Source organism: Altererythrobacter sp. Z27 (genome assembly GCF_052683155.1).
On the sequence record NZ_JBQYMC010000001.1, the window covers coordinates 1,935,437 to 1,954,218 of the forward strand.

Here is an 18,782-nt window from a genome sequence, read left to right on the forward strand (position 1 = left end):
CCTGCCTTACTTGGCGCCGCCGACGATGGGATTGACCGTTTCGCCTGCCGTCAGGAAGCCGCCGGCGCGCAGCACGATCTTCTCGCTCCCGTCGAGACCGGATTCGATCGTGATGCCCCTGGATGTGACGACACCGGTCTTCACCGCGCGGCGCTGCGCCTTGCTGTCCTTGTCGACGATATAGACGAAGCTGCCGTCCGAATCGTTCAGCACGGAGCTTTCGGGAAGGATCGGCGCATTGATCGGGCCGGTCTTGATCGTCACACCGGCAAAGCCGCCGGGCCGCAGTTCGGGCGCATAGGCCAGCGCGATGCGCGCAGTGCCCTGGCGGTTCTGCGGATCGATCGTCGGTTCGATCTGCCACACGGCACCGGTGAAGGATTTGTCGCTGCCGACCGGCACAACTTCGGCCGAAACGCCGACTGCCAGCCGCGCAAGCTGTTCCTCGCCCAGCCGCGCCAGCAGCTCCATCTCGCCGCCCTTGGCGATCAGGAACAACGGCGCCGAACCCGCGCTCACCGTCTGGCCCGGCTCGACATTACGCTCGAGCAGCAGGCCCGCTGCCGGGGCCACGATGTTGAGCCGCGCATTGCGCGCGAGAAGTTCGTTATACTGCGCTTCGGCGACAGCGACGCGAGCGCGCGCTGCATCGCGCGTGGCGGTGAGGCGGTCGACATCGGCGCGCGACACGAAGCCGCGCTCAACCAGTTGCAGCGAGCGATCGAGATTGGCCTGCGCCAGATTCGCATCCGCCTTGGCAACGTCGATCTGGGCCGCGGCGCTGCGCGCCTGTTGCGACTGCACCGAGCGGTCGATCGAAGCGAGCACCTGACCCGCACGCACCCACTGTCCCTGCTCGACCGGCACCGAAACCACGCGGCCGCCTTCGCCGACCACACCCACGGGCATGGCGCGGCGCGCGGCCAGCGCGCCCGACGTCTTGAGGCTGCCCTCGACTGTCGCCTGGCCAGCGGTAATCACCGTCACTGACGGGGCTTGCGAACGGTCGTCGCCGCCTGCCACTGTGGCCGCTTCGCCATTGCGCGTGAAGAAATAGGCGGCAATGATCGCAGCGACGATCAGCACTGCGGCTGCAATCAGCCACGTGCGGCGCGACGGCCGGGTCCGTTCGCCCGACAGGTCGTATCGCGAATCAATCGCCTCGGCGGTCTCGGACCTCACGGTTGTCTCATAATTCATGGCGTATCCCTTTGCGCGAGGTGTATTAGACCCATAAGTCACCGCGTGCAATACCTCTTAGTCGGAGCCCCGACAGGCGGCAATGCGCCGCTCGACAAGCGACATTGTATTACGACGAGGAACATGGGCGGCGGTTCCGCCTGCCATATATAAAGCAGCGCAGCCCGCAGCGTTCCTACGGCATTTACAGTATATCGGCTGGCAAGGCCACGCCCTGCCGGCGAGGCTTCAGCGCACGCGGCCGCGCTGGATCAGATTGACGATTCCAAGCAGGATCACCGCCCCAAGCACCGCAACGGCAAGCCCGGTCAGCGAGAATTCCTGCACACTGCCGGTAATGCCGAGCACCGGGCCCGCGACCATATTGCCGATCACCGACCCGATGCAGCCGACCACGATGTTCCAGCCGATGCCCATCGAAGCATCGCGGTTCATCACCAGGCTGGCCAGCCAGCCGGCAATCCCGCCCACGATCAATGCGATAATCCAGCCCATTGCGTGCCTCCTCTTCCTCGAAGCCCGCATTATGGCCCCGCCCGGGCCACTTAGGCAAGTTCGATGCCCGGCGGCGCAAAAAGGAAGCGGCGGGGAAGGGCATCCCCTTCCGCGCCGCCCGCGTGACATTGTCGATTCAACGAATCAGTATTTGAGCTGGCGCTCGTAAAGATCGCGATAGTGCTGGATGCGCGTGACGCGCAGGCCCTGCATGCCCGAACGGTCGACCGCGCGCTGCCACGAAGCGAATTCCTCAAGCGTGAGGCTGTAGCGCTCGAGCACTTCGTCGATCGTCAGCAAGCCGCCATTGACGGCCGCAACGACTTCCGCCTTGCGGCGAACGACCCAACGCTTGGTTTCAGGCGCGGGAAGGTCGTCGATCGTCAGCGGCTCCCCGAGCGGGCCGATAACCTGAGCAGGTCGGATGTTTTGGTTTTCAATCATCTATATCTCTCGGTCGCCTGTTGCCGTTTCACCGTCGGCGAAATTCTCCATGCCTTCGCAAGCTTTTCGGCCTGTTAAAGCATGAGGGTTAACGTCCGGTTTTCCCTGTTCTCCTGAAGAGAAATAACCTGCCGCCGCGTCGGAAAAGCTGGCCGATGTCAGGAAATTGTCCCGCTCCAGCACTCGGCGCAGGTCGCGCGCGGCATTGATCCGCGCGGTCAGTTCCGGCCAGCCGAAAGCGCGCAGGGCCTTGCCGCGCGACGCGCCCGAGGAATCGGGAATGGTGAGTCGATTGTCGAACATCATGCAGCATGGATACACGCGAGGGCGTCAAGAACGGGTAAAGCCCGGGTTTACGCCCCGTTTAGGATTACATCCGCCGGATTTACGCTGTTTGGCGCAGCTGACGCAGTGCTGGATTGGCGCGTGCGAGGCGTGTAAGGGGCGCATCGATCATGACCATAGCGGCCAATCTTGCGGCCGGGCTATCGCCCGAGGCCCTGTTCGACCTGCCGAAACCGGCGGGCGAAAGCCGCATCGTCGTGGCTATGAGCGGCGGAGTCGATTCGTCGGTCGTTGCGGCGCTGGCCGCAGCGAGCGGAGCCGAAGTGATCGGCATCACGCTGCAGCTTTACGATTATGGCGCGGCGACGGGGCGCAAGGGCGCCTGCTGCGCGGGCGACGATATCCGCGACGCGCGCGCGGTGGCCGACCGGCTTGGCATTGCGCATTACGTGTTCGACCATGAAAGCGCCTTTCGCGAAGAAGTGGTCGAGCAGTTCGCGGACGAATATCTCGCGGGCCGCACTCCCGTTCCCTGCATCCGCTGCAACATGGGGCCCAAGTTCACCGACCTGTTCCGCATGGCGCGCGAGCTGGGCGCGGACTGCCTCGCGACCGGGCATTACGTGCGGCGCGCAATGGGCGCGGCAGGGCCGGAACTCCACCGCGCGCTCGACCCCGCGCGCGACCAGTCCTACTTCCTCTATGCGACGACCGAGGACCAGCTCGACTACTTGCGCTTCCCCTTGGGCGGCCTGCCCAAGAGCCAGGTGCGCGAACTGGCCGAGCAGGCCGGGCTGCGCAATGCCGCCAAGCCCGACAGCCAGGACATCTGCTTCGTGCCCGATGGCGACTATGCCCGGATCGTGAAGAAGATGCGGCCCGAAGGCGCGCGGCCGGGCAAGATCGTCCATTCTTCAACCGGCGAAGTGCTGGGCGAACACAAGGGCATCATTCACTACACGGTGGGCCAGCGCCGCGGGCTCGAGATCGGTGGGCAGCCCGAACCGCTCTATGTCGTCGGGCTTGATGCCGACGCTGCCGAAGTGCGGGTAGGCCCCAAACGGATGCTGGCGGTTTCCGCCGCCACGCTGATCGAAACCAATCGCATCGGCCCGCTGCCCGACGCGCCGCTCACTGCGAAAGTTCGCAGCCTGGCGAAGCCGGTGCCGGTGACGCTCGAAGGGCCGCTGGGCGACGGCGCAAGCACTGTGATTCGCTTTGCCGAGCCCGAATATGGCGTCGCGCCCGGGCAGGCGGCGGTGATCTATGCCGACGAGCGCGTGGTCGGCGGCGGCTGGATCGCGGATACCGAAAGCGCGGCCTGAACACTGCGCCGCGACGCGTCGATCAGTCTTCCCACTTTTCGAGAACGCAGCCGAAGCCTTCGCGAAAGGTCGCATGGTCGACCGCGATCAGCGGAAAGCGCGCCGTCACCGTGCGGGTCGAAGGATCGTCCACCAGAGTGACGAACTCCATGCCTTCGAGCTTGTCCTTCTTGCAATCCTCAAGGCTGCGCCCCGCGACGAAGCGGCACGAGCACGCCACGCGCGCAGAATAGGCGGTGGCGGTGTGGGCATAGGCCTTCGCTGGCGGGTAATAATACCAGCCAGCCGCTGCCAGCGCGGCGAGCGTGATCGCCATGATCCACCAGCCGCGGCTTCTGCGCGATCCGGGCCTGGAGGTGCGGGCTTTTGCCATTGCCAATCCTGTCTGCTTGCGCGAGTGAGGGCGCCATGAACACCCTGCGGTCGCTGCTTCCTATCGCCACACTCGCGCTGCTGCCAGCCCTCTCTTCGTGCGGCGATGTTCCGCAGGAACCGGCACCGCTGAGCGAGGATGCACTTGCCGCGGTGACGGCGGACGCCGGTGCGCCCACAAACGAACTGGCGAGCGAAGTCGACGATCTGTTCACGCGCGAAGGGCTGGGCGAAACCCGCGCACTGGTGGTGATGCAGAACGGCAAACTCGCGGCCGAACGCTACGCGCCGGGCTATGGCCCAGACACGCGCTTCGTCAGCTGGTCGATGGCCAAGACGGTGACTGCCGTGATGATCGGCATGCTGGTGGCCGATGGCAGGCTGCGGCTCGACGAGCGCGCGCCGGTCGAACTGTGGCATCGCCCGGGCGATGCGCGCGGCGAGATCACTCTGCGCCAATTGCTGCAGATGCGCAGCGGCTTGCGCCATACCGAAGCGGGCGACCCGCCCTACGAATCCTCCGAAGTGCGGATGCTGTTCCTCGACGGGCGCGACGACATGGCGCGCTGGGCGGAGGAACAGCCGCTAGAGGCGGAACCGGGCGCAAAGTTCGAATATTCCTCCAACACCAGCGTGATCCTGGCCGACATCGCCGCACGCGCTTTGACCGACAGCGAAGACCCGGAGATTCGCCGTCGCGCGGTCGCCGATTTCCTCGAAGCGCGGCTGTTCGCGCCGCTGGGGATGACCAGCATGGTGCCCGAATTCGACGCTTCGGGCACGCTGATCGGCGGATCGCTGATCCATGGCACTGCGCGCGATTGGGCGAGGCTCGGCGAATTCCTGCGCCGCAAGGGGACGGGCCCCGGCGGCGAGCAGCTGGTGCCGAGCCGGTGGGTCGAGCAGATGGTGACGCCCAGTCCGCGCTCGCCGCAATACGGCTTCCAGACCTGGCTCAACCGGCCGCTCGACGACCCCGAGGAGGAGCACCCGCTCTTCCCCGATCGCGCGCCCGCCAGCCTGTTTTCGCTGATCGGCCATATGGGCCAATATGTCATCGTGTCGCCGCAGCAGCGGCTGACCGTGGTGCGTCTGGGCCATTCGAACACCGAAGAGCGGATCGCGATGCTGCAGCAACTCGCAGACGTGATCGAACTCTATCCCGTCAGGTAATATCGGCGCACCGCCCGCCGAGCCAGACTCTGTTTCCTTCGATCCGGCATTCGAACCACCCGCCGCGCGCGCTCGCCTGATGGGCGGCGAACTGCTCGCACCCGAGCCTTTCGCTCCAATAGAGCGCCAGCGCCGCATGCGCCGACCCGGTCGCGGCATCCTCGCGCCCACCACGCGAAAAGACCCGGCTGGTGATGTCGGCGCTTGCGTCGGCAAGCGATCCGGCAGCGCTTGCAGTGGCCTGAAGGTTGCCGAGCCGCGCCAAGGCCTCCGGGTCCGGGGCAAGTGCGGCAATCTCCTGCGGGCTTGCGAACAGCGCCAGCGCATAGCCCGCCGGGTTCCAGCGGATCTCGGCTGGCTCACTGCCCAGCGCCGCCGCAAGTTCGGGCCAGTCGCGCGATTCGGTCCGGATCGCTGGCAGGGCAATCTCGTAGCGCGCCGCGCCCGGCAGCCTGCGGATTTTGACTTCGCGTCCAGCTCCTGTCCGCAAGGTGACGGCATCACCCTCGGCCCCCGCAAGCAGCACATGCCCCGCCGCGAGCGTGCCATGCCCGCACAGCGCAATCTCGCGATCGGGCGCGAACCAGCGGACCGGATGCGCCCCCTCGACACCCGTTAATTGCACGAAGGCGGTGGCTGGCTCGCCAAAGCCATGCGCCGCCGCCTGCATCGCGGCCTCATCCATCGGAGTCTCGAGCAGGACGACCGCAGCGCGGTTGCCTTTGCAGCCGGGGCCGACGAATGCATCGACGCAGTGGCAGGCCGTCGCGCCCAAGCTTCAGCCTGCGCGATCGGGCAGCAGTTCCTCGGCGGCCACGCCCTCTTCATTGACCAGCCCCTCCGGATCGGGATGGATCAGCACTTCGACCCCGGGGAATTCGCGCGCGATCCGCTCCTCCACCTCATCCATCAATGCATGCGCTTCGAGCACCGTCAGCTGCGGATCGACCGCCATATGGAACTGCACGAAATCGTCGGCGCCGCTGGTGCGGGTGCGCAAATCGTGCACTCCGCGGATATCGGGATGCCGGGCGAGCACAGCGAGGAATTCGTCGCGCCGTTCGTCGGGCCACTCGCGGTCCATCAAATGGTCCATCGCTTCGCCCCCGGCGCGCCAAGCCCCCCAGGCCAGCCAGAGGGCGATCCCCAAGCCGAACAGCGGGTCTGCCGCACCGAAGCCCAGATGCTGGTCGATCACCAATGCGGCGATCACCGAGAGGTTGAGCAGAATGTCTGACTGGTAATGGACATGGTCGGTCTTGATTGCGACCGAGCCGGTCTTGCGGATCACATGGCGTTGCCAGGCAAGCAGCGCGAAGGTGGCTGCGATCGCGATGAGCGAGACGGCAATGCCTTCATTCGCCGCGGCGGTCTCCCCCCCTTCGACGAGGCGCGTGACCGCACGCAGGGCGATCCCGCCTGCCGAAAGCGTGATCAGCATCACCTGGAAGATTGCCGCCAACGCCTCGGCCTTGCCATGTCCGAAGCGGTGGTTTTCGTCCGCCGGGTGCGATGCGATCCACACGCCGAGCAATGTCGCAAGGCTGGCGATGAGGTCGAGCGTGGTGTCGGCAAGGCTGCCGAGCATCGCGGTCGAACCCGTTTGCCAGCTGGCCCACAGCTTCAACCCGACCAGGAACAGCGCGGTCGCTATCGAGGCATAAGCCGCGCTGCGAGTGAGCGATGCCTTGGTCATGCGCGGCTCATGGATAAAGCAAGGTGTTGGTCCAGCCGCCATCCACGCGGTTGAACTGTCGGCGATCATGCAGGCGATTGGCGCGATCGCGCCAGAATTCGATCCGCGTGGGAGCGAGCGTGAAGCCGGTCCAATGCGGCGGGCGGGGCACTTCGCCAGCCTGCTTGCAGGCATCCTCGAGCTGTTCGACCCGGTGGATATAGGTCGAACGACTGTCGAGCGGGCGCGACTGGTCGGACGCGGCCGAGCCGACCTGGCTGACGAAGGGGCGCGAATGGAAATAGGCATCGGCCATGTCGCCGGAAACCTCGGTCAGCGGGCCTTCGATGCGGATTTGCCGCCGCAAGCTCTTCCAGTGAAACAGCAGCGCAGCCTGCATATTGGCGCGGATTTCGCGCCCCTTGCGGCTGTCGGCATTGGTATAGAAGGTGAACCCGTCTGACCCGTGCCCCTTGAGCAGCACCATCCGCACCGACGGCGCACCCTCAGGCGTGGCGGTGGCAAGCGCCATGGCATTGGCGTCGTTCGGCTCGGCCCGCTTCGCTTCTTCGAACCACGCTTCGAACAGCGCAAGCGGATCGCCTTCGGGGATTTCGCTCGATGCAAGTCGGGCGAGCTGGTCGGCGGTGGGTTCGGGCACGGCGGCAGGTTCCTGTAAATCGTCCTCGATCGGCCAAGCGGTAGGGGGAGAATCCATCGCCCTCAAGGGGCGAAGCGGTGGAACAGCCGAAATTCGCCCTTCCTTGGCACATAGCGGCCAACCCGCTTGCCTCTTTGCGCTGTCATAACTAGCTAACACGCTATGGCCGATCCGTATAAGACCCTTGGCGTCGCGCGCACCGCTTCCGAAGCGGAGATCAAGAGCGCCTATCGCAAGCTCGCCAAGGAGCTGCATCCCGACCGCAACAAGGACAAGCCCGACGCGGCGGAGCGCTTCTCCGACGTTACCAAGGCCTATGATTTGCTGAGCGACAAGGACAAGCGCGCGCAATTCGATCGCGGCGAAATCGACGCCGAAGGCAATCCCGCCAATCCCTTCGCCGGAATGGGGGGCGGCTTCCGCGGCGGCGGGGGCGGCCAGGGTGGAAATTTCCGCGCGGAGGACTTCCAGGGCTTCGGCAATGGCGACATGGACTTGAGCGACCTTTTCGAAGGCCTGTTCGGTGGCGGCGGCGCGCGTCGGTCGAGCGGAATGGGCGGCGGCTTCGGCAGCCAGCGCCGCCCGCCTCCGCCGCAGAAGGGCGCCGACATTGCCTATCGCCTAGCGGTGTCCTTCGTCGATGCGGCTGCGCGCAAGGACCAGCGCATCGCACTGGCAGACGGCAAGACGATCGACCTCAAGCTCCCTGCCGGGGTCGAAGACGGCACGCAGATGCGCCTCAAGGGCAAGGGGCAACAGGGGTCAGGCGGCGCGGGCGACGGAATCGTCACGGTGTCCGTGGGGAGCCACCCCTTCTATTCGCGCGAGGGTGACAATATCCGGCTCGACCTGCCGGTGACGCTCGACGAAGCGCTGCGCGGTGCGCAAGTGAAATGCCCCACGGTCGATGGGCCGGTGATGCTCACGATCAAGCCCGGCACCCATGGCGGAACGGTGATGCGGCTGAAGGGCAAGGGCTGGAGCACCAAGTCCGGGGCGCGCGGTGACCAGCTGGTAACGCTCGAAATCCAGCTGCCCGAAGATGCCGAGGAACTGGCCAAGCGGCTCGAAGGCTGGCAGGATGGGAGCAATCCGCGCGCTAGCCTGGGGGTTTGAGCTTGTCCCATTTCGAGCTTCCGCAACTGGAAGAGCACGAAATCCACTCGCTTTCGCCCGAGGCCCGGCGAGAGGAAGCCAAATCGCTGCACGGCAGGGTGCTGTATCATATGGGGCCGGGCACGCGCGCTTTCCGCGTCGTCCAGCGCACCGCGATCGGCACTTTCAACGACGGTTTCATCCATGCCGGCAACCTCGCCTATCTCGCGATGCTGGCAATCTTTCCCTTCTTCATCCTTGGCGCCGCGCTGTTCGCGCTGATCGGCGACGCCTCGCACCAGGATGCGCTGGTGGACACCATCGTGATAGCGATGCCGCCCACAGTGGCGCGAACGATCGAACCGGTCGCGCGCGATGTGATGGCGGCGCGCAGCGGCCTGCTGCTGTGGGTCGGTGCGATCGTCGCATTGTGGACCGTCTCGAGCCTGGTCGAGACCATCCGCGACATTCTGCGGCGCGCCTATGGCACTCAGCCCACTCGCGCCTTCTGGAAGTATCGCCTGATCTCGACCGGTTTCACCTTGGCGGCGGTCGTCTTGCTGGTGGTGGCGCTGTTCGCACAGGTCGTGATCGGTGCAACCGAACAGATCATCCAGGCACGCTATCCAGAGCTTGCCGGATCGGTCGCCGAACTGCGGCTCTCGCGGCTGGTTCCGGCGCTGGTGCTGTTCGGCTCGCTCTACATGCTGTTCTTCACGCTCACGCCCACCGCCTATCGCGGGCGCCGCTATCCCAAATGGCCGGGTGTCGCCGTGGTCACGCTGTGGTGGATCGTAGTGACCGCCGCGCTGCCCCCGGTGTTGCGCAGTTTCTTCACTTACAACCTGACTTACGGCAGCCTTGCCGGGATCATGATCGCGCTGTTCTTTTTCTGGCTGATTGGGTTAGGAATGGTTATCGGCGCTGAACTCAACGCAGCGCTGGCCGTGACTCCCGAGGAAGAGGAAGCAACGGCCGACGCAGACGAGCAGCAAGAGGAGGACGGGACATGAGCGGCCTGATGAAGGGGAAGCGCGGGCTCATCATGGGGCTTGCCAATGACAAGTCGCTGGCCTGGGGCATCGCCAGGAAGCTTGCCGAGCAAGGGGCCGAACTGGCCTTTTCCTACCAGGGGGAAGCGCTGGAGAAGCGCGTGCGCCCGCTGGCGGAACAGCTGGGCAGCGATTTCCTGATCGAATGCGACGTGTCGGACATGGTGGCGCTCGATGCCGCATTCGACGCGCTCAAGGCGCGCTGGGACCGGCTCGACTTCGTGGTCCATGCGATCGGCTATTCGGACAAGACCGAGCTGCGCGGCCTTTATGTCGACACCAGCCTCGAAAACTTCCTGATGACGATGAACATCTCGGCCTATTCGTTGGTCGCGGTGGCGAAGCGCGCGGCCGAAATGATGCCGCCCCTGCAGGAAGACGGTAGCGGCGGCGGCTCGATCCTGACGCTGACCTATTACGGCGCGGAAAAGGTCGTGCCGCACTATAACGTAATGGGCGTGGCCAAGGCCGCACTCGAGACCAGCGTGAAATATCTCGCCAACGACCTTGGCCCGCGGAACATCCGCGTGAACGCGATCAGTGCCGGGCCGATCAAGACGCTGGCGGCGAGCGGGATCGGCGATTTCCGCTACATCCTCAAATGGAACGAGTACAATTCGCCGCTGCGGCGCAATGTCACGATCGAGGATGTCGGCGGTGCGGGGCTCTATTTCCTGTCCGACCTGTCATCGGGCGTGACCGGCGAGACGCACCATGTCGATGGCGGCTATCACGTGGTGGGCATGAAGCAGGAAGACGCGCCGGATATCGCGCTGGGGTGAGCGCGCGCAGTATAACTTGAGCGACATCTAGCGTTCGGTCACCAGTGTGTGCCCTGGCATGAGGGCGCCATGGCATATTTCACCCAATAGTGCAGTCGGGCCGGATAACCGATAGCTAGCGGGTATCATCAATTGCGAGGGTGCCGCCTGCCGAAGGCGCATCAAGGCGCTCATTGCCAAACCCCTCAGACCAGCGGATCAGTCGAGGAGACGCCCAGATGCAGAATTGCGCCAGCGCAATCCCGACCGGAAGATCAATGGCGTAATGCCAGCGCGTTCCGATCGCCATGATGAGGATCAGAACAAGGATCGGCCCATAAACCACGATCAACTTGCGATCATACTTCCAGATGAAGAACGCGAAGAGGTAGGTACTCGCCGAATGCAATGATGGCATGGCGCCAAGACCGGCGACGAAATACCGTTGCCCATTGACCTCGAACCAGGGAATGCCTCCTGCCATCATCTGCTGATAGGCTGCATACATGCCCAACTGCGACTGTGTGATGTGATCGACGGGGCCTGTTTCGTAGATAAACGGTCCAACGGCCGGCAAGAGCGAATAGGCTAAGCCGCCTAAGCCTTGCAGAAGCAACGCGGCGATAAAGACTTCCCTGAACTCCCTCGGGCAGTTGATCGCGTGGACAGTGAAGCTGATCACGAAAAGGAGGACGAAGCTGAGGACATAGAAGCGGTCCATCAGGGGATGAAGCGATACGAGCCAACCCGTCGCCCCAATGCATAGATCGATCAGTGGCCTGATCCATTGGTCGGTCATCCAATAGAACGCGTCGAACGAGTTCGGGTTCAGGTAATGAGACCATAGCTTAACGTTGAAGTGCGCCCACAGAACGATCGCATAGGCCGCAAGGGCGACGACGACGACGGCAAGGTGACGCTTCGCCCCAAACAGGCTGGCAAGCGAGAAAAACAACGCAACGGCCACGAAGGGATAGAGGTAGTGCATCCCGATCGCCATGGCTGAAGATGCGCTGGGTGTATGGACGGGCAAGCCGGTTGTCGCCGCAATCGCGAGCATGGCCACCACGAACGAGGCAGCGATTGCGATCTCGAGCCAGAACTGGCCGAGATGCGCTTTTGCAGATCGTCTCGGTTTGAAGCGCATTTACGGCTTTTCCCTAATCGCAAGTGGTCGCTATTTCTACGCCCGAGATTAGGTGCCCTCCATCTCCGACGGCGCAAAAGGTAGAGAAAGATCGTTAACGAATAATGGTGTAGCTGGAGCAAGTCACTCTTGGAGCGTGCGAATGAATGTGAAGGCCTGGTTCCACAGTCCTATGTTCAGGCTGAACATCGTGATGATGTCCTCGCTGGCGTTCCTCGTTTACGGGTTCAGGCCACCCGCAGGGGTGATCGAGGTCCTGCAGCTGCCCGTGGCAGGTTTGCAGGTATACTTCATAATTGCGGTCCTGCTTCAGGTCGGCGCTCGCGGCTTCATTGCACCACTCAGCAACCTCCAGCGCGGTCTGATCGGTTCGCTGATTGCCTACATTATCATTGTCTCTGTCACGTCACCCATACCTTCTGCTCACTCTCTCGTGGTCTCCTGGGTCCTCCATGCGCTGTTCTTTGTTGCGCTGCTGGCCTTCTTTCAGAACGTAGGCACTGATAAGTCGGAGTCGATTTGGCCGGTGCTGGGCTTCACGGCGGGAATTCATGTCTGTGCGTTTCTCGTCGCATGGATTGTTTGGCCCGAAAACATCGCCCGCATGAGCATTCCGGCGTTTGGGAATGTCCGCCATTTGGGCTATCTGCTCGCCCCGGTCGCCGCAGTCATGGCCTTGCAGTTCGTGACCGGGCGAGATCGCGCGCCAATATGGCTGTTGTGCTTTTCACTCGCCGCGTTCTACTTGATCTATACCGGTTCAAGGGGGGGCATAGCAGCCCTGCTTGCCGGCCTGACGATCACTGCTGTCTACTTGGCCTGGCGCGGCCAAGCGGTCCACCGCGCCAGAATTGCAGCTTTGATTGTCGCAACCGCCTTTCTGATCATTATTTCAGAGGTTCTGCCATCGCTACCTTGGCCGCCTCTCGTCAGCCGGTGGATCTTTGACATCGGCCAGGATGAGCTGGAAATAATCCAAGGTCGCGGAGCGATCTGGGCTTTGGCTGCGAGCGCCATAAAACAGAGCCCGGCTTTTGGATATGGCCCGATCCTCCTAAGCGAGGTTCCCACTTATGAAATATCGAAAGCCTACTACCAACCTCACAACATCGGTCTTCAATTACTACTCCACTGGGGAATGGTCGGATCTGTAATTCTGGCGGCAACGGCTTGCTCGTTCGCCGCAAATATCCTGAACGCGCTCCATCGCCAGCCTGGTCAAGTGCTGCTTCCTCTTGCCGGGCTTGCGACAGTTTGCATCCACGCGCTCGTCGATGGTGGGCTCTTCTATCCTTTCTCCACTTTGCTTGCCGTAACCTTCTTCGCACTTTTAAGCTCTGCCGAAAACCAGAACAGACCAGCAGTGGCTGGATAGATTCAGCGAGCAATTTACTGATCTGCTTCGAACACACCTCTGGTAGAATTGCAGGCATGCCAAATCATGTCGCAGCGCGATATTACTGCACAGGCAGATCATCGTGACATCAAAGCGAAGCGCTGATAAGCGCCCGATCCAATCCTGAAATCTAAATTAGGAAGCATTTGTGAAAGGCATCATTCTTGCCGGCGGAAGCGGCACACGACTCTATCCGGCGACACTATCCATCTCTAAGCAATTGCTGCCAGTCTACGACAAGCCGATGATCTATTATCCGCTGTCTGTCCTAATGCTGGCCGGGATCCGCGAAATTCTTGTGATTTCGACGCCGCGCGATCTTCCCCTGTTCCGCGACTTGCTGGGCGATGGCTCTGCCTTTGGCACGGATTTTTCGTACGCCGAACAGGCGCAGCCGAATGGATTGGCTGAGGCCTTTCTGATCGGGGAGAGCTTCATCGCGGGACATCCAAGTGCGTTAATCCTGGGCGACAACATCTACCATGGCGAGAAACTGGGAGAGAAATGCAAGCTGGCAGCAGAAGAAGCTGCAAATGGAGGCGCCAATGTTTTCGCGTATCACGTAGATGACCCGCAGCGATATGGCGTCGTCGAGTTTGAAGATGCTACTGGACGCGCGTTGAGTATCGAGGAGAAACCTGCCCAGCCAAAGTCGAACTGGGCAGTCACCGGGTTATATTTCTATGACCAGGACGTGGTCGACATAGCGCGCCAAGTTCGCCCTAGCGCGAGGGGTGAGTTGGAGATTACCGACGTTAATCTGGCCTATTTGAATCGAGGCGATCTGCACACAACCCGTCTGGGGCGCGGATTTGCATGGCTCGATACGGGCACTCACGACAGCCTTCACGAGGCAGCGAGTTTCGTGAAAACAATCGAGCATCGGACCGGCATCAAGATTGCCTGCCCTGAGGAGATAGCGTTCGAGCAAGGCTGGCTTGGTGCCGAAGCGGTCCTGGCGCGCGCAAGCGCTTTAGGGAAGACTGGCTATGCAGATTACCTGCGCAAGATTGCGATGAAGACCTCATGACGAAATTCATTCGCCATGCCATTCCTGAAATCATTGAGGTCCAGCCCGAGAAATTCGGCGATTATCGTGGCTATTTCTCCGAAGTCTTCAAGCAAGGCCTGTTTGAAGCTGAAGGCATCGCAGCAGATTGGATCCAGGACAATCAGTCATATTCGGCTCAGGTTGGGACCGTGCGCGGGCTTCATTTCCAGGTCCCGCCTGTGGCCCAAGCAAAGCTGGTCCGGGTGCTTCGTGGAGCGATCTTCGATGTCGCAGTGGACATTCGAAAGGGCTCACCGACTTATGGCGAGTGGGTGGGTATCGAATTGTCAGCGACCGTGCTGAACCAGCTCTATGTTCCGGTGGGGTTCGCCCATTGTTTCATGACATTGGAGCCCGATACCGAGGTGCTGTACAAGGTGTCAGCACCCTATTCCCGCGAGCACGAAGGGTCCATCTTTTGGGCTGACAAGGATCTGGGTATTGCCTGGCCCGATACTGGGGGCGCTCCCGTATTGTCAGAGAAAGATGAGGTCGCGCCATCTTTCGCGGATTTCGATTCCCCATTCGAATACCGAACCCGCTACTGAAACCTTCGGCTGTTTTGGCGAGCGGGGTGCGCAGCGCCCAATTGGGCGGGTTAGATGTCGAAGTCGCGCAGGCAGCCGATCGCTATCCGCGCCTGCAGCCCTTCATCCTGCGCCTGGCCGTCCGTTTCATCTTGCTCAGCCAGCCGGTCGCCTGAATTCGCAGCAGCCAGAACGCCGCCCTCAAGCGCCCGGTCCCGATATATCCGGGCAGCTTCCTCAATCGCGGAGAGTTGTGCGCCAGTCAGCACCCTGCTCTCGCTAAGTTTTGACATGATTGCCGTGATTGCGTCAGCACATACGAGTGCCCGCACGGCCGGATCCTCGTTCGTCGGAGAAGTACCGAGATTGCCTATCGAAAGAAGCTTGGCGGCGCGCCTTTCGGCTTCCCCGAATTCGACGCTGCGAACTGACACTTCGTCGCCGGGACCCACATCTTCCCGATTAACATCAGCGCGACAACCAGCGAGACCGGCTGTAGCTACCGCTATGAATACGCAAACCAGATATTTTTGAACCAACATATTTCTACTGCACTATGCCAGTTGGTGGTTCCTTCCAAGTGGCAATTTCTCTACGGGAGGCGCATGCCTGATTTCCGTTCAAAGCTCGCAATTTCCGGTCCCGGATTCTTCTTTGCAGCATTGGTTTCGACCCTTCTTTTACTTTGGATCGCCGGTGGCGCATCGCGTGCAGACGCTTCCGGACAGGTTCTGGTGAGGGGAGGAGCGTGGCTGATAGCGCTTGTGGCAATCCTGTTTGCACCGCGCCCAGAGTTCAAAGCAATGAAGACGACTGGCGCGATCCTCGCATGCGCGGTTGCGGTTGTTGCGATCCAACTTGTGCCGCTTCCGCCCGGGCTTTGGCAATCATTGCCGGGCAGAGAAATCTTGGCAGAGGCGGCGCTCGCAACCGGGCAACCCCAGCCATGGCGACCGATCTCGATGTCGCCAGATGCCACAGCCAACGCCTTGTCATCTTTGATTGTGCCAGCAGTGGTGCTGGTCTTTGCGGCCAATATGTCGGCCCAGCATCACAGATGGACCGTTATTGTCCTCTTGACGCTGGTCTCGTTGGCAAGCTTCTTGGGATTGCTTCAGGTTGTCGGTTCGCGGATCAACCATCCCTTTGTCAACGATGTCCCGGGCCAGGTAAGCGCTATATTTGCCAACCGGAACCATTTTGCGCTGTTTCTGGCGATCGGATGCCTTTTGTCAGCGGCAGCCGCAGTTCAGTCGAAGAAGCGCTTTCTTTGGCGTGGATTGGCTGCGAGTGGATCGATGCTTGCATTCGCGCTTCTCGTCCTGGCTACAGGCTCACGAACGGGTATCGTTGTCGTGGCGGCGGCCGTTCTGCTTGGTCACGTGATGATGTGGCGGCAGATCAAAGAGGAGCTGCAGCAGCTCCCGCGAAAGTTCTCCATCTGGATCATGGCTGCCGGGCTGCTCGGTTTTGTAGGGCTCTTGATCGCCAGCATTGTGCTTGGCCGCGCCGAAGCAGTCGAGCGACTTGTGTCGCTGGAGGCCGGCGTAGATCTGCGCATCAAAGCGCTCCCGGTTGTTCTGGAGATGGTCGCCAATTATTTTCCGGTCGGCTCTGGCTTTGGAACATTCGATCCCGTGTTCCGGATAAGCGAGCCGGATAGTTTGCTCAGCACGCATTATCTCAACCACGCGCATAATGATTTTGCAGAAGTCCTCCTCGACGGCGGAATTCTTGGGCTCGCCCTATTGGTATGGGGCATCGCCTGGTGGGCTCGGCGAAGCGTCCGCGCCTGGCGGAAGAATGACGAGCGCAACGCGATCTTTCCGCAGCTTGGCTCAGCAATTGTATTGCTGATCCTGCTCGCAAGCGCGACTGACTATCCTGCAAGAACCCCGATCGTGATGGGCCTTGTTGCACTGGCTGCTGTTTGGCTTGACGGGACCGACCGCCTTCCGGGCGATCCCTCCCGTCGCAAAAGCGCCAAGCGAGATTAATCGACAGCGCTGTCCCGCAACACGCGTCCAGTAACGGGCTTGTCCAGCAAAAGATCCAGATATTCGCCGGCAACGGTGCTCCACCTGTAGCGAAGCCGCAACCTGCCTGAGGCCTCAGCCGAGATCTTTCCCGAAGCACAATCCTGCAGCAGTGCACAAAGGCTTTCCAGATCGGTGAAATAGGCGCCTTCCCCTTCAAGGGTGGCGCGATTGAACGAGCAATCGAACGCCACGATGCGATCCGCGTGGTAGATCGCTTCGAGTAGCGACGGATTTGTGCCGCCCACACTGTGTCCATGAATATAGGCGCTGCATCCGGCCCTGATGTCAGCCAGAAGCGATTGATCGTAAGTTGGAGGAATGAGTTCAATATTGGGCAAATGCCCGTACTTTTCCAACAGACCCAGACCGTACTCCGAGGCTTCCCAATTCCCGACGAACTTCAATGGCAGGCCGGTCTTGGCTGCCGCCTCAACGATCATCGCCGTATTATTTTCTGGCTCGACCCTGGCGACCGCAAGGAAGTAACGCTCTGAGCTCGCTGGTGCGGAAGGTGCTGTCGATACATGGTCTGCACCATAGGCAATCAGACGCGGCTCTACCTTGTGAAGCCCCCGGATGATCGGGACGAGCGCGTCGTTGTCTGCAATTATCGTGTCGGAGAAGCGAACCGCAAAGGCCTCAAGACACTTCAAAACCGCACGGGCGAAACCCCCGAATTTGTCCCTTCGCCACTCGAGCCCGTCGATGTTGGTTACTACGCGCGTTTTCGGACGAAGAAACCTGACCAAAGGTAACAACCAGGCAGCCGAAGTTCCCAACAGCAGGATCTTGCCGTGGCGCCGTACGAAGGCGGCGTGAAAAAGCTGGAGGCCGTCATGGATTATACTCTGCGCCCCGCTCGCCGAGAAAGGCATCCACACGCGCGCGTGCCCGACAAAAGACCCCTGCCTTTCGTTTGTGCTATAGGCAGCCTTCTCACCGTAGATCGTAAACCGAACCTTCCCTGGATCGACCTGGATAGCCAGTTGCTCGACCATGGTCTCGAACCCGCCATAGCGTGCCGGTACCCCGCGTGTACCGACGATGGCGAGAGATGTGACTTCTTCCGCCATCGTGCCGGATTTTTCCTTGATCGGAGCAGAATTGGGTGAGGTAATCACTATGTTCGGTTCCTAAATTCGGCCCGGCGGGCGCCGAATGTTCTGATCATTATCAGAAGCGCAATCATCCTGTGGCCAAATGTCGGCCCAAGCCGCAGCATCGACTTCGCGATCTCAAAAGTGACCCTGCGCTCACCGAATCTGTGAAGCCTAGAGCACGCTGATGAACGCAAACCTTCAATTTCCCTCGTATCATCTTGAAAAGCTAGGGTCTGAATGGGAATATCGCGCGCCATTACAAAGGCCTTGCGCACATAGGCTGCGACAGAACGGCTTTGACCAGCTCCCAGCACATTACTCGAATGCTGCCGATACAGGCTGAGCTGCTGGGGGACCGAAACTATCTTGCCAAAGTGCACAGCCAAAAGCGCAAGCGCCCAATCATGCATAACGTACTGGCCGGGACGGAGGGTTTCCAACGCAAGGCGAACGAGCGGCCACGAAAGCAACATTGTATGCCCGATCACCGGGTTCGCCAGATGAAGTCGCTCTGACGCCAGATCGCGTGGCATTTGAAAAGGTCGACCTAAATAGTGGCTCTTCCGAAGCGGAACTAGCTGCTCGTCGCAAATCATGACATCATGGAACAGCAGCAAGCGCTCTTCAGCCTTTGTTCCAGCATCGGCCATTGCTTTGAGCATGACCTCAACTTTTTCCGGCAACCAGACATCGTCCTGGTCACATAGAAAAATCAGATCGTCATCTCCACAAAGGCGTGCGATATCAGATAAGGCGTGAAAGAAAGAAAGCGCGGGCCCTGGAGCGCGATTAACCCACTCAAGTGTAATCTGCGGCCACTTGTGAGAAAGAGCCGCTGCTAGATCGCGTGTGTCATCCGTGGACGCAAAGTCGTACAAATGCACAACATCCACGGGTACACGCTGAGCAAAGATCGAGGCAAGCTGCGCCTCGAGGAATTTTGCCCCATTGTGTGTGCACAAGACGACTCTAATCATTGAACGC

At 61.3% G+C, this 18,782-nt stretch carries 21 protein-coding genes; 9 read left to right on the plus strand and 12 right to left on the minus strand.

Annotated features, from left to right (window positions below; all coding sequences use genetic code 11):
* Positions 1 to 6: 6 nt before the first annotated feature.
* The 4 genes from ACUJ47_RS09435 to ACUJ47_RS09450 all read right to left on the minus strand — a co-directional run bounded on the left by ACUJ47_RS09435 (position 7) and on the right by ACUJ47_RS09450 (position 2,445).
* On the minus strand, positions 7 to 1,200 hold the full coding sequence (locus ACUJ47_RS09435) for an efflux RND transporter periplasmic adaptor subunit (RefSeq protein WP_445538147.1): 1,194 nt from the start codon (positions 1,198 to 1,200) through the stop codon (positions 7 to 9).
* A 228-nt stretch (positions 1,201 to 1,428) separates the two neighbouring features.
* Entirely contained in the window at positions 1,429 to 1,695 is a 267-nt protein-coding gene (locus ACUJ47_RS09440; protein WP_445538148.1) for a GlsB/YeaQ/YmgE family stress response membrane protein, read from the minus strand.
* 144 nt (positions 1,696 to 1,839) lie between these two features.
* Positions 1,840 to 2,139, minus strand: a complete 300-nt coding sequence (gene sciP / locus ACUJ47_RS09445; RefSeq protein ID WP_445538149.1) for a CtrA inhibitor SciP — start codon at positions 2,137 to 2,139, stop codon at positions 1,840 to 1,842.
* Positions 2,140 to 2,445 (minus strand): hypothetical protein, encoded by a 306-nt coding sequence (locus ACUJ47_RS09450; protein ID WP_445538150.1) that lies wholly within the window; start codon positions 2,443 to 2,445, stop codon positions 2,140 to 2,142. It lies immediately after the preceding gene.
* A gap of 149 nt (positions 2,446 to 2,594) precedes the next feature.
* Between ACUJ47_RS09450 and mnmA the strand changes: the two genes are divergently transcribed.
* Positions 2,595 to 3,749, plus strand: a complete 1,155-nt coding sequence (gene mnmA / locus ACUJ47_RS09455; protein WP_445538151.1) for a tRNA 2-thiouridine(34) synthase MnmA — start codon at positions 2,595 to 2,597, stop codon at positions 3,747 to 3,749.
* A 22-nt stretch (positions 3,750 to 3,771) separates the two neighbouring features.
* Here mnmA and ACUJ47_RS09460 read toward each other — a convergent pair whose 3' ends face one another.
* Positions 3,772 to 4,122, minus strand: a complete 351-nt coding sequence (locus tag ACUJ47_RS09460) for a hypothetical protein (protein ID WP_445538152.1) — start codon at positions 4,120 to 4,122, stop codon at positions 3,772 to 3,774.
* Positions 4,123 to 4,157: 35 nt separating this feature from the next.
* Here ACUJ47_RS09460 and ACUJ47_RS09465 point away from each other — a divergent pair, with 35 nt between their 5' ends.
* A complete protein-coding gene (locus ACUJ47_RS09465; RefSeq protein WP_445538153.1) occupies positions 4,158 to 5,294 on the plus strand; it encodes a serine hydrolase domain-containing protein in 1,137 nt (378 codons plus the stop codon).
* Here the strand turns inward: ACUJ47_RS09465 and ACUJ47_RS09470 are convergent.
* From ACUJ47_RS09470 to pdxH, 3 genes are read right to left on the minus strand one after another with little or no spacing between them, the layout of a single operon-like run.
* The gene (locus ACUJ47_RS09470; protein WP_445538154.1) at positions 5,287 to 6,069 is read right to left on the minus strand and encodes a PhzF family phenazine biosynthesis protein; all 783 of its coding nucleotides are present in this window, start codon (positions 6,067 to 6,069) and stop codon (positions 5,287 to 5,289) included. The genes ACUJ47_RS09465 and ACUJ47_RS09470 overlap by 8 nt on opposite strands.
* A 3-nt stretch (positions 6,070 to 6,072) precedes the next feature.
* Positions 6,073 to 6,990 carry a cation diffusion facilitator family transporter gene (locus ACUJ47_RS09475; RefSeq protein WP_445538155.1) on the minus strand — a complete coding sequence of 306 codons (918 nt, stop codon included), beginning with the start codon at positions 6,988 to 6,990 and terminating at the stop codon, positions 6,073 to 6,075.
* Between the two features lie 7 nt (positions 6,991 to 6,997).
* On the minus strand, positions 6,998 to 7,687 hold the full coding sequence (gene pdxH / locus ACUJ47_RS09480) for a pyridoxamine 5'-phosphate oxidase (protein ID WP_445538156.1): 690 nt from the start codon (positions 7,685 to 7,687) through the stop codon (positions 6,998 to 7,000).
* Between the two features lie 105 nt (positions 7,688 to 7,792).
* Between pdxH and ACUJ47_RS09485 the strand changes: the two genes are divergently transcribed.
* Genes ACUJ47_RS09485 through fabI form a run of 3 tightly spaced genes read left to right on the plus strand, consistent with a single transcriptional unit; the run spans position 7,793 to position 10,559 of the window.
* Complete coding sequence (locus ACUJ47_RS09485; RefSeq protein WP_445538157.1) at positions 7,793 to 8,746, plus strand: DnaJ C-terminal domain-containing protein; 954 nt, start codon at positions 7,793 to 7,795, stop codon at positions 8,744 to 8,746.
* Positions 8,747 to 8,748: 2 nt separating this feature from the next.
* Positions 8,749 to 9,738: a YihY/virulence factor BrkB family protein gene (locus ACUJ47_RS09490; RefSeq protein WP_445538158.1), complete on the plus strand. Its 990-nt coding sequence runs from the start codon at positions 8,749 to 8,751 to the stop codon at positions 9,736 to 9,738.
* A complete protein-coding gene (fabI, locus tag ACUJ47_RS09495; protein ID WP_445538159.1) occupies positions 9,735 to 10,559 on the plus strand; it encodes an enoyl-ACP reductase FabI in 825 nt (274 codons plus the stop codon). The genes ACUJ47_RS09490 and fabI overlap by 4 nt, the downstream gene beginning before the upstream one ends.
* A gap of 115 nt (positions 10,560 to 10,674) precedes the next feature.
* Here fabI and ACUJ47_RS09500 read toward each other — a convergent pair whose 3' ends face one another.
* The gene (locus ACUJ47_RS09500) at positions 10,675 to 11,685 is read right to left on the minus strand and encodes a phosphatase PAP2 family protein (RefSeq protein WP_445538160.1); all 1,011 of its coding nucleotides are present in this window, start codon (positions 11,683 to 11,685) and stop codon (positions 10,675 to 10,677) included.
* Positions 11,686 to 11,827: 142 nt separating this feature from the next.
* Here ACUJ47_RS09500 and ACUJ47_RS09505 point away from each other — a divergent pair, with 142 nt between their 5' ends.
* The 3 genes from ACUJ47_RS09505 (at position 11,828) to rfbC (ending at position 14,680) form a co-directional block, all read left to right on the plus strand.
* On the plus strand, positions 11,828 to 13,060 hold the full coding sequence (locus ACUJ47_RS09505; RefSeq protein WP_445538161.1) for an O-antigen ligase family protein: 1,233 nt from the start codon (positions 11,828 to 11,830) through the stop codon (positions 13,058 to 13,060).
* Positions 13,061 to 13,229: 169 nt separating this feature from the next.
* A complete protein-coding gene (gene rfbA, locus ACUJ47_RS09510; protein ID WP_445538162.1) occupies positions 13,230 to 14,111 on the plus strand; it encodes a glucose-1-phosphate thymidylyltransferase RfbA in 882 nt (293 codons plus the stop codon).
* Entirely contained in the window at positions 14,108 to 14,680 is a 573-nt protein-coding gene (gene rfbC / locus ACUJ47_RS09515; RefSeq protein ID WP_445538163.1) for a dTDP-4-dehydrorhamnose 3,5-epimerase, read from the plus strand. The genes rfbA and rfbC overlap by 4 nt, the downstream gene beginning before the upstream one ends.
* 50 nt (positions 14,681 to 14,730) lie before the next feature.
* Here rfbC and ACUJ47_RS09520 read toward each other — a convergent pair whose 3' ends face one another.
* Entirely contained in the window at positions 14,731 to 15,201 is a 471-nt protein-coding gene (locus ACUJ47_RS09520) for a hypothetical protein (protein WP_445538164.1), read from the minus strand.
* Positions 15,202 to 15,264: 63 nt separating this feature from the next.
* Here ACUJ47_RS09520 and ACUJ47_RS09525 point away from each other — a divergent pair, with 63 nt between their 5' ends.
* Complete coding sequence (locus ACUJ47_RS09525) at positions 15,265 to 16,656, plus strand: O-antigen ligase family protein (RefSeq protein ID WP_445538165.1); 1,392 nt, start codon at positions 15,265 to 15,267, stop codon at positions 16,654 to 16,656.
* On the opposite strand, the gene ACUJ47_RS09530 is transcribed toward ACUJ47_RS09525, so the two are convergent.
* Both ACUJ47_RS09530 and ACUJ47_RS09535 read right to left on the minus strand, forming a co-directional pair.
* A complete protein-coding gene (locus ACUJ47_RS09530; protein ID WP_445538166.1) occupies positions 16,653 to 17,819 on the minus strand; it encodes a DUF1972 domain-containing protein in 1,167 nt (388 codons plus the stop codon). The genes ACUJ47_RS09525 and ACUJ47_RS09530 overlap by 4 nt on opposite strands.
* Complete coding sequence (locus tag ACUJ47_RS09535; protein WP_445538167.1) at positions 17,819 to 18,775, minus strand: glycosyltransferase; 957 nt, start codon at positions 18,773 to 18,775, stop codon at positions 17,819 to 17,821. The genes ACUJ47_RS09530 and ACUJ47_RS09535 overlap by 1 nt, the downstream gene beginning before the upstream one ends.
* Positions 18,776 to 18,782 lie beyond the last annotated feature (7 nt).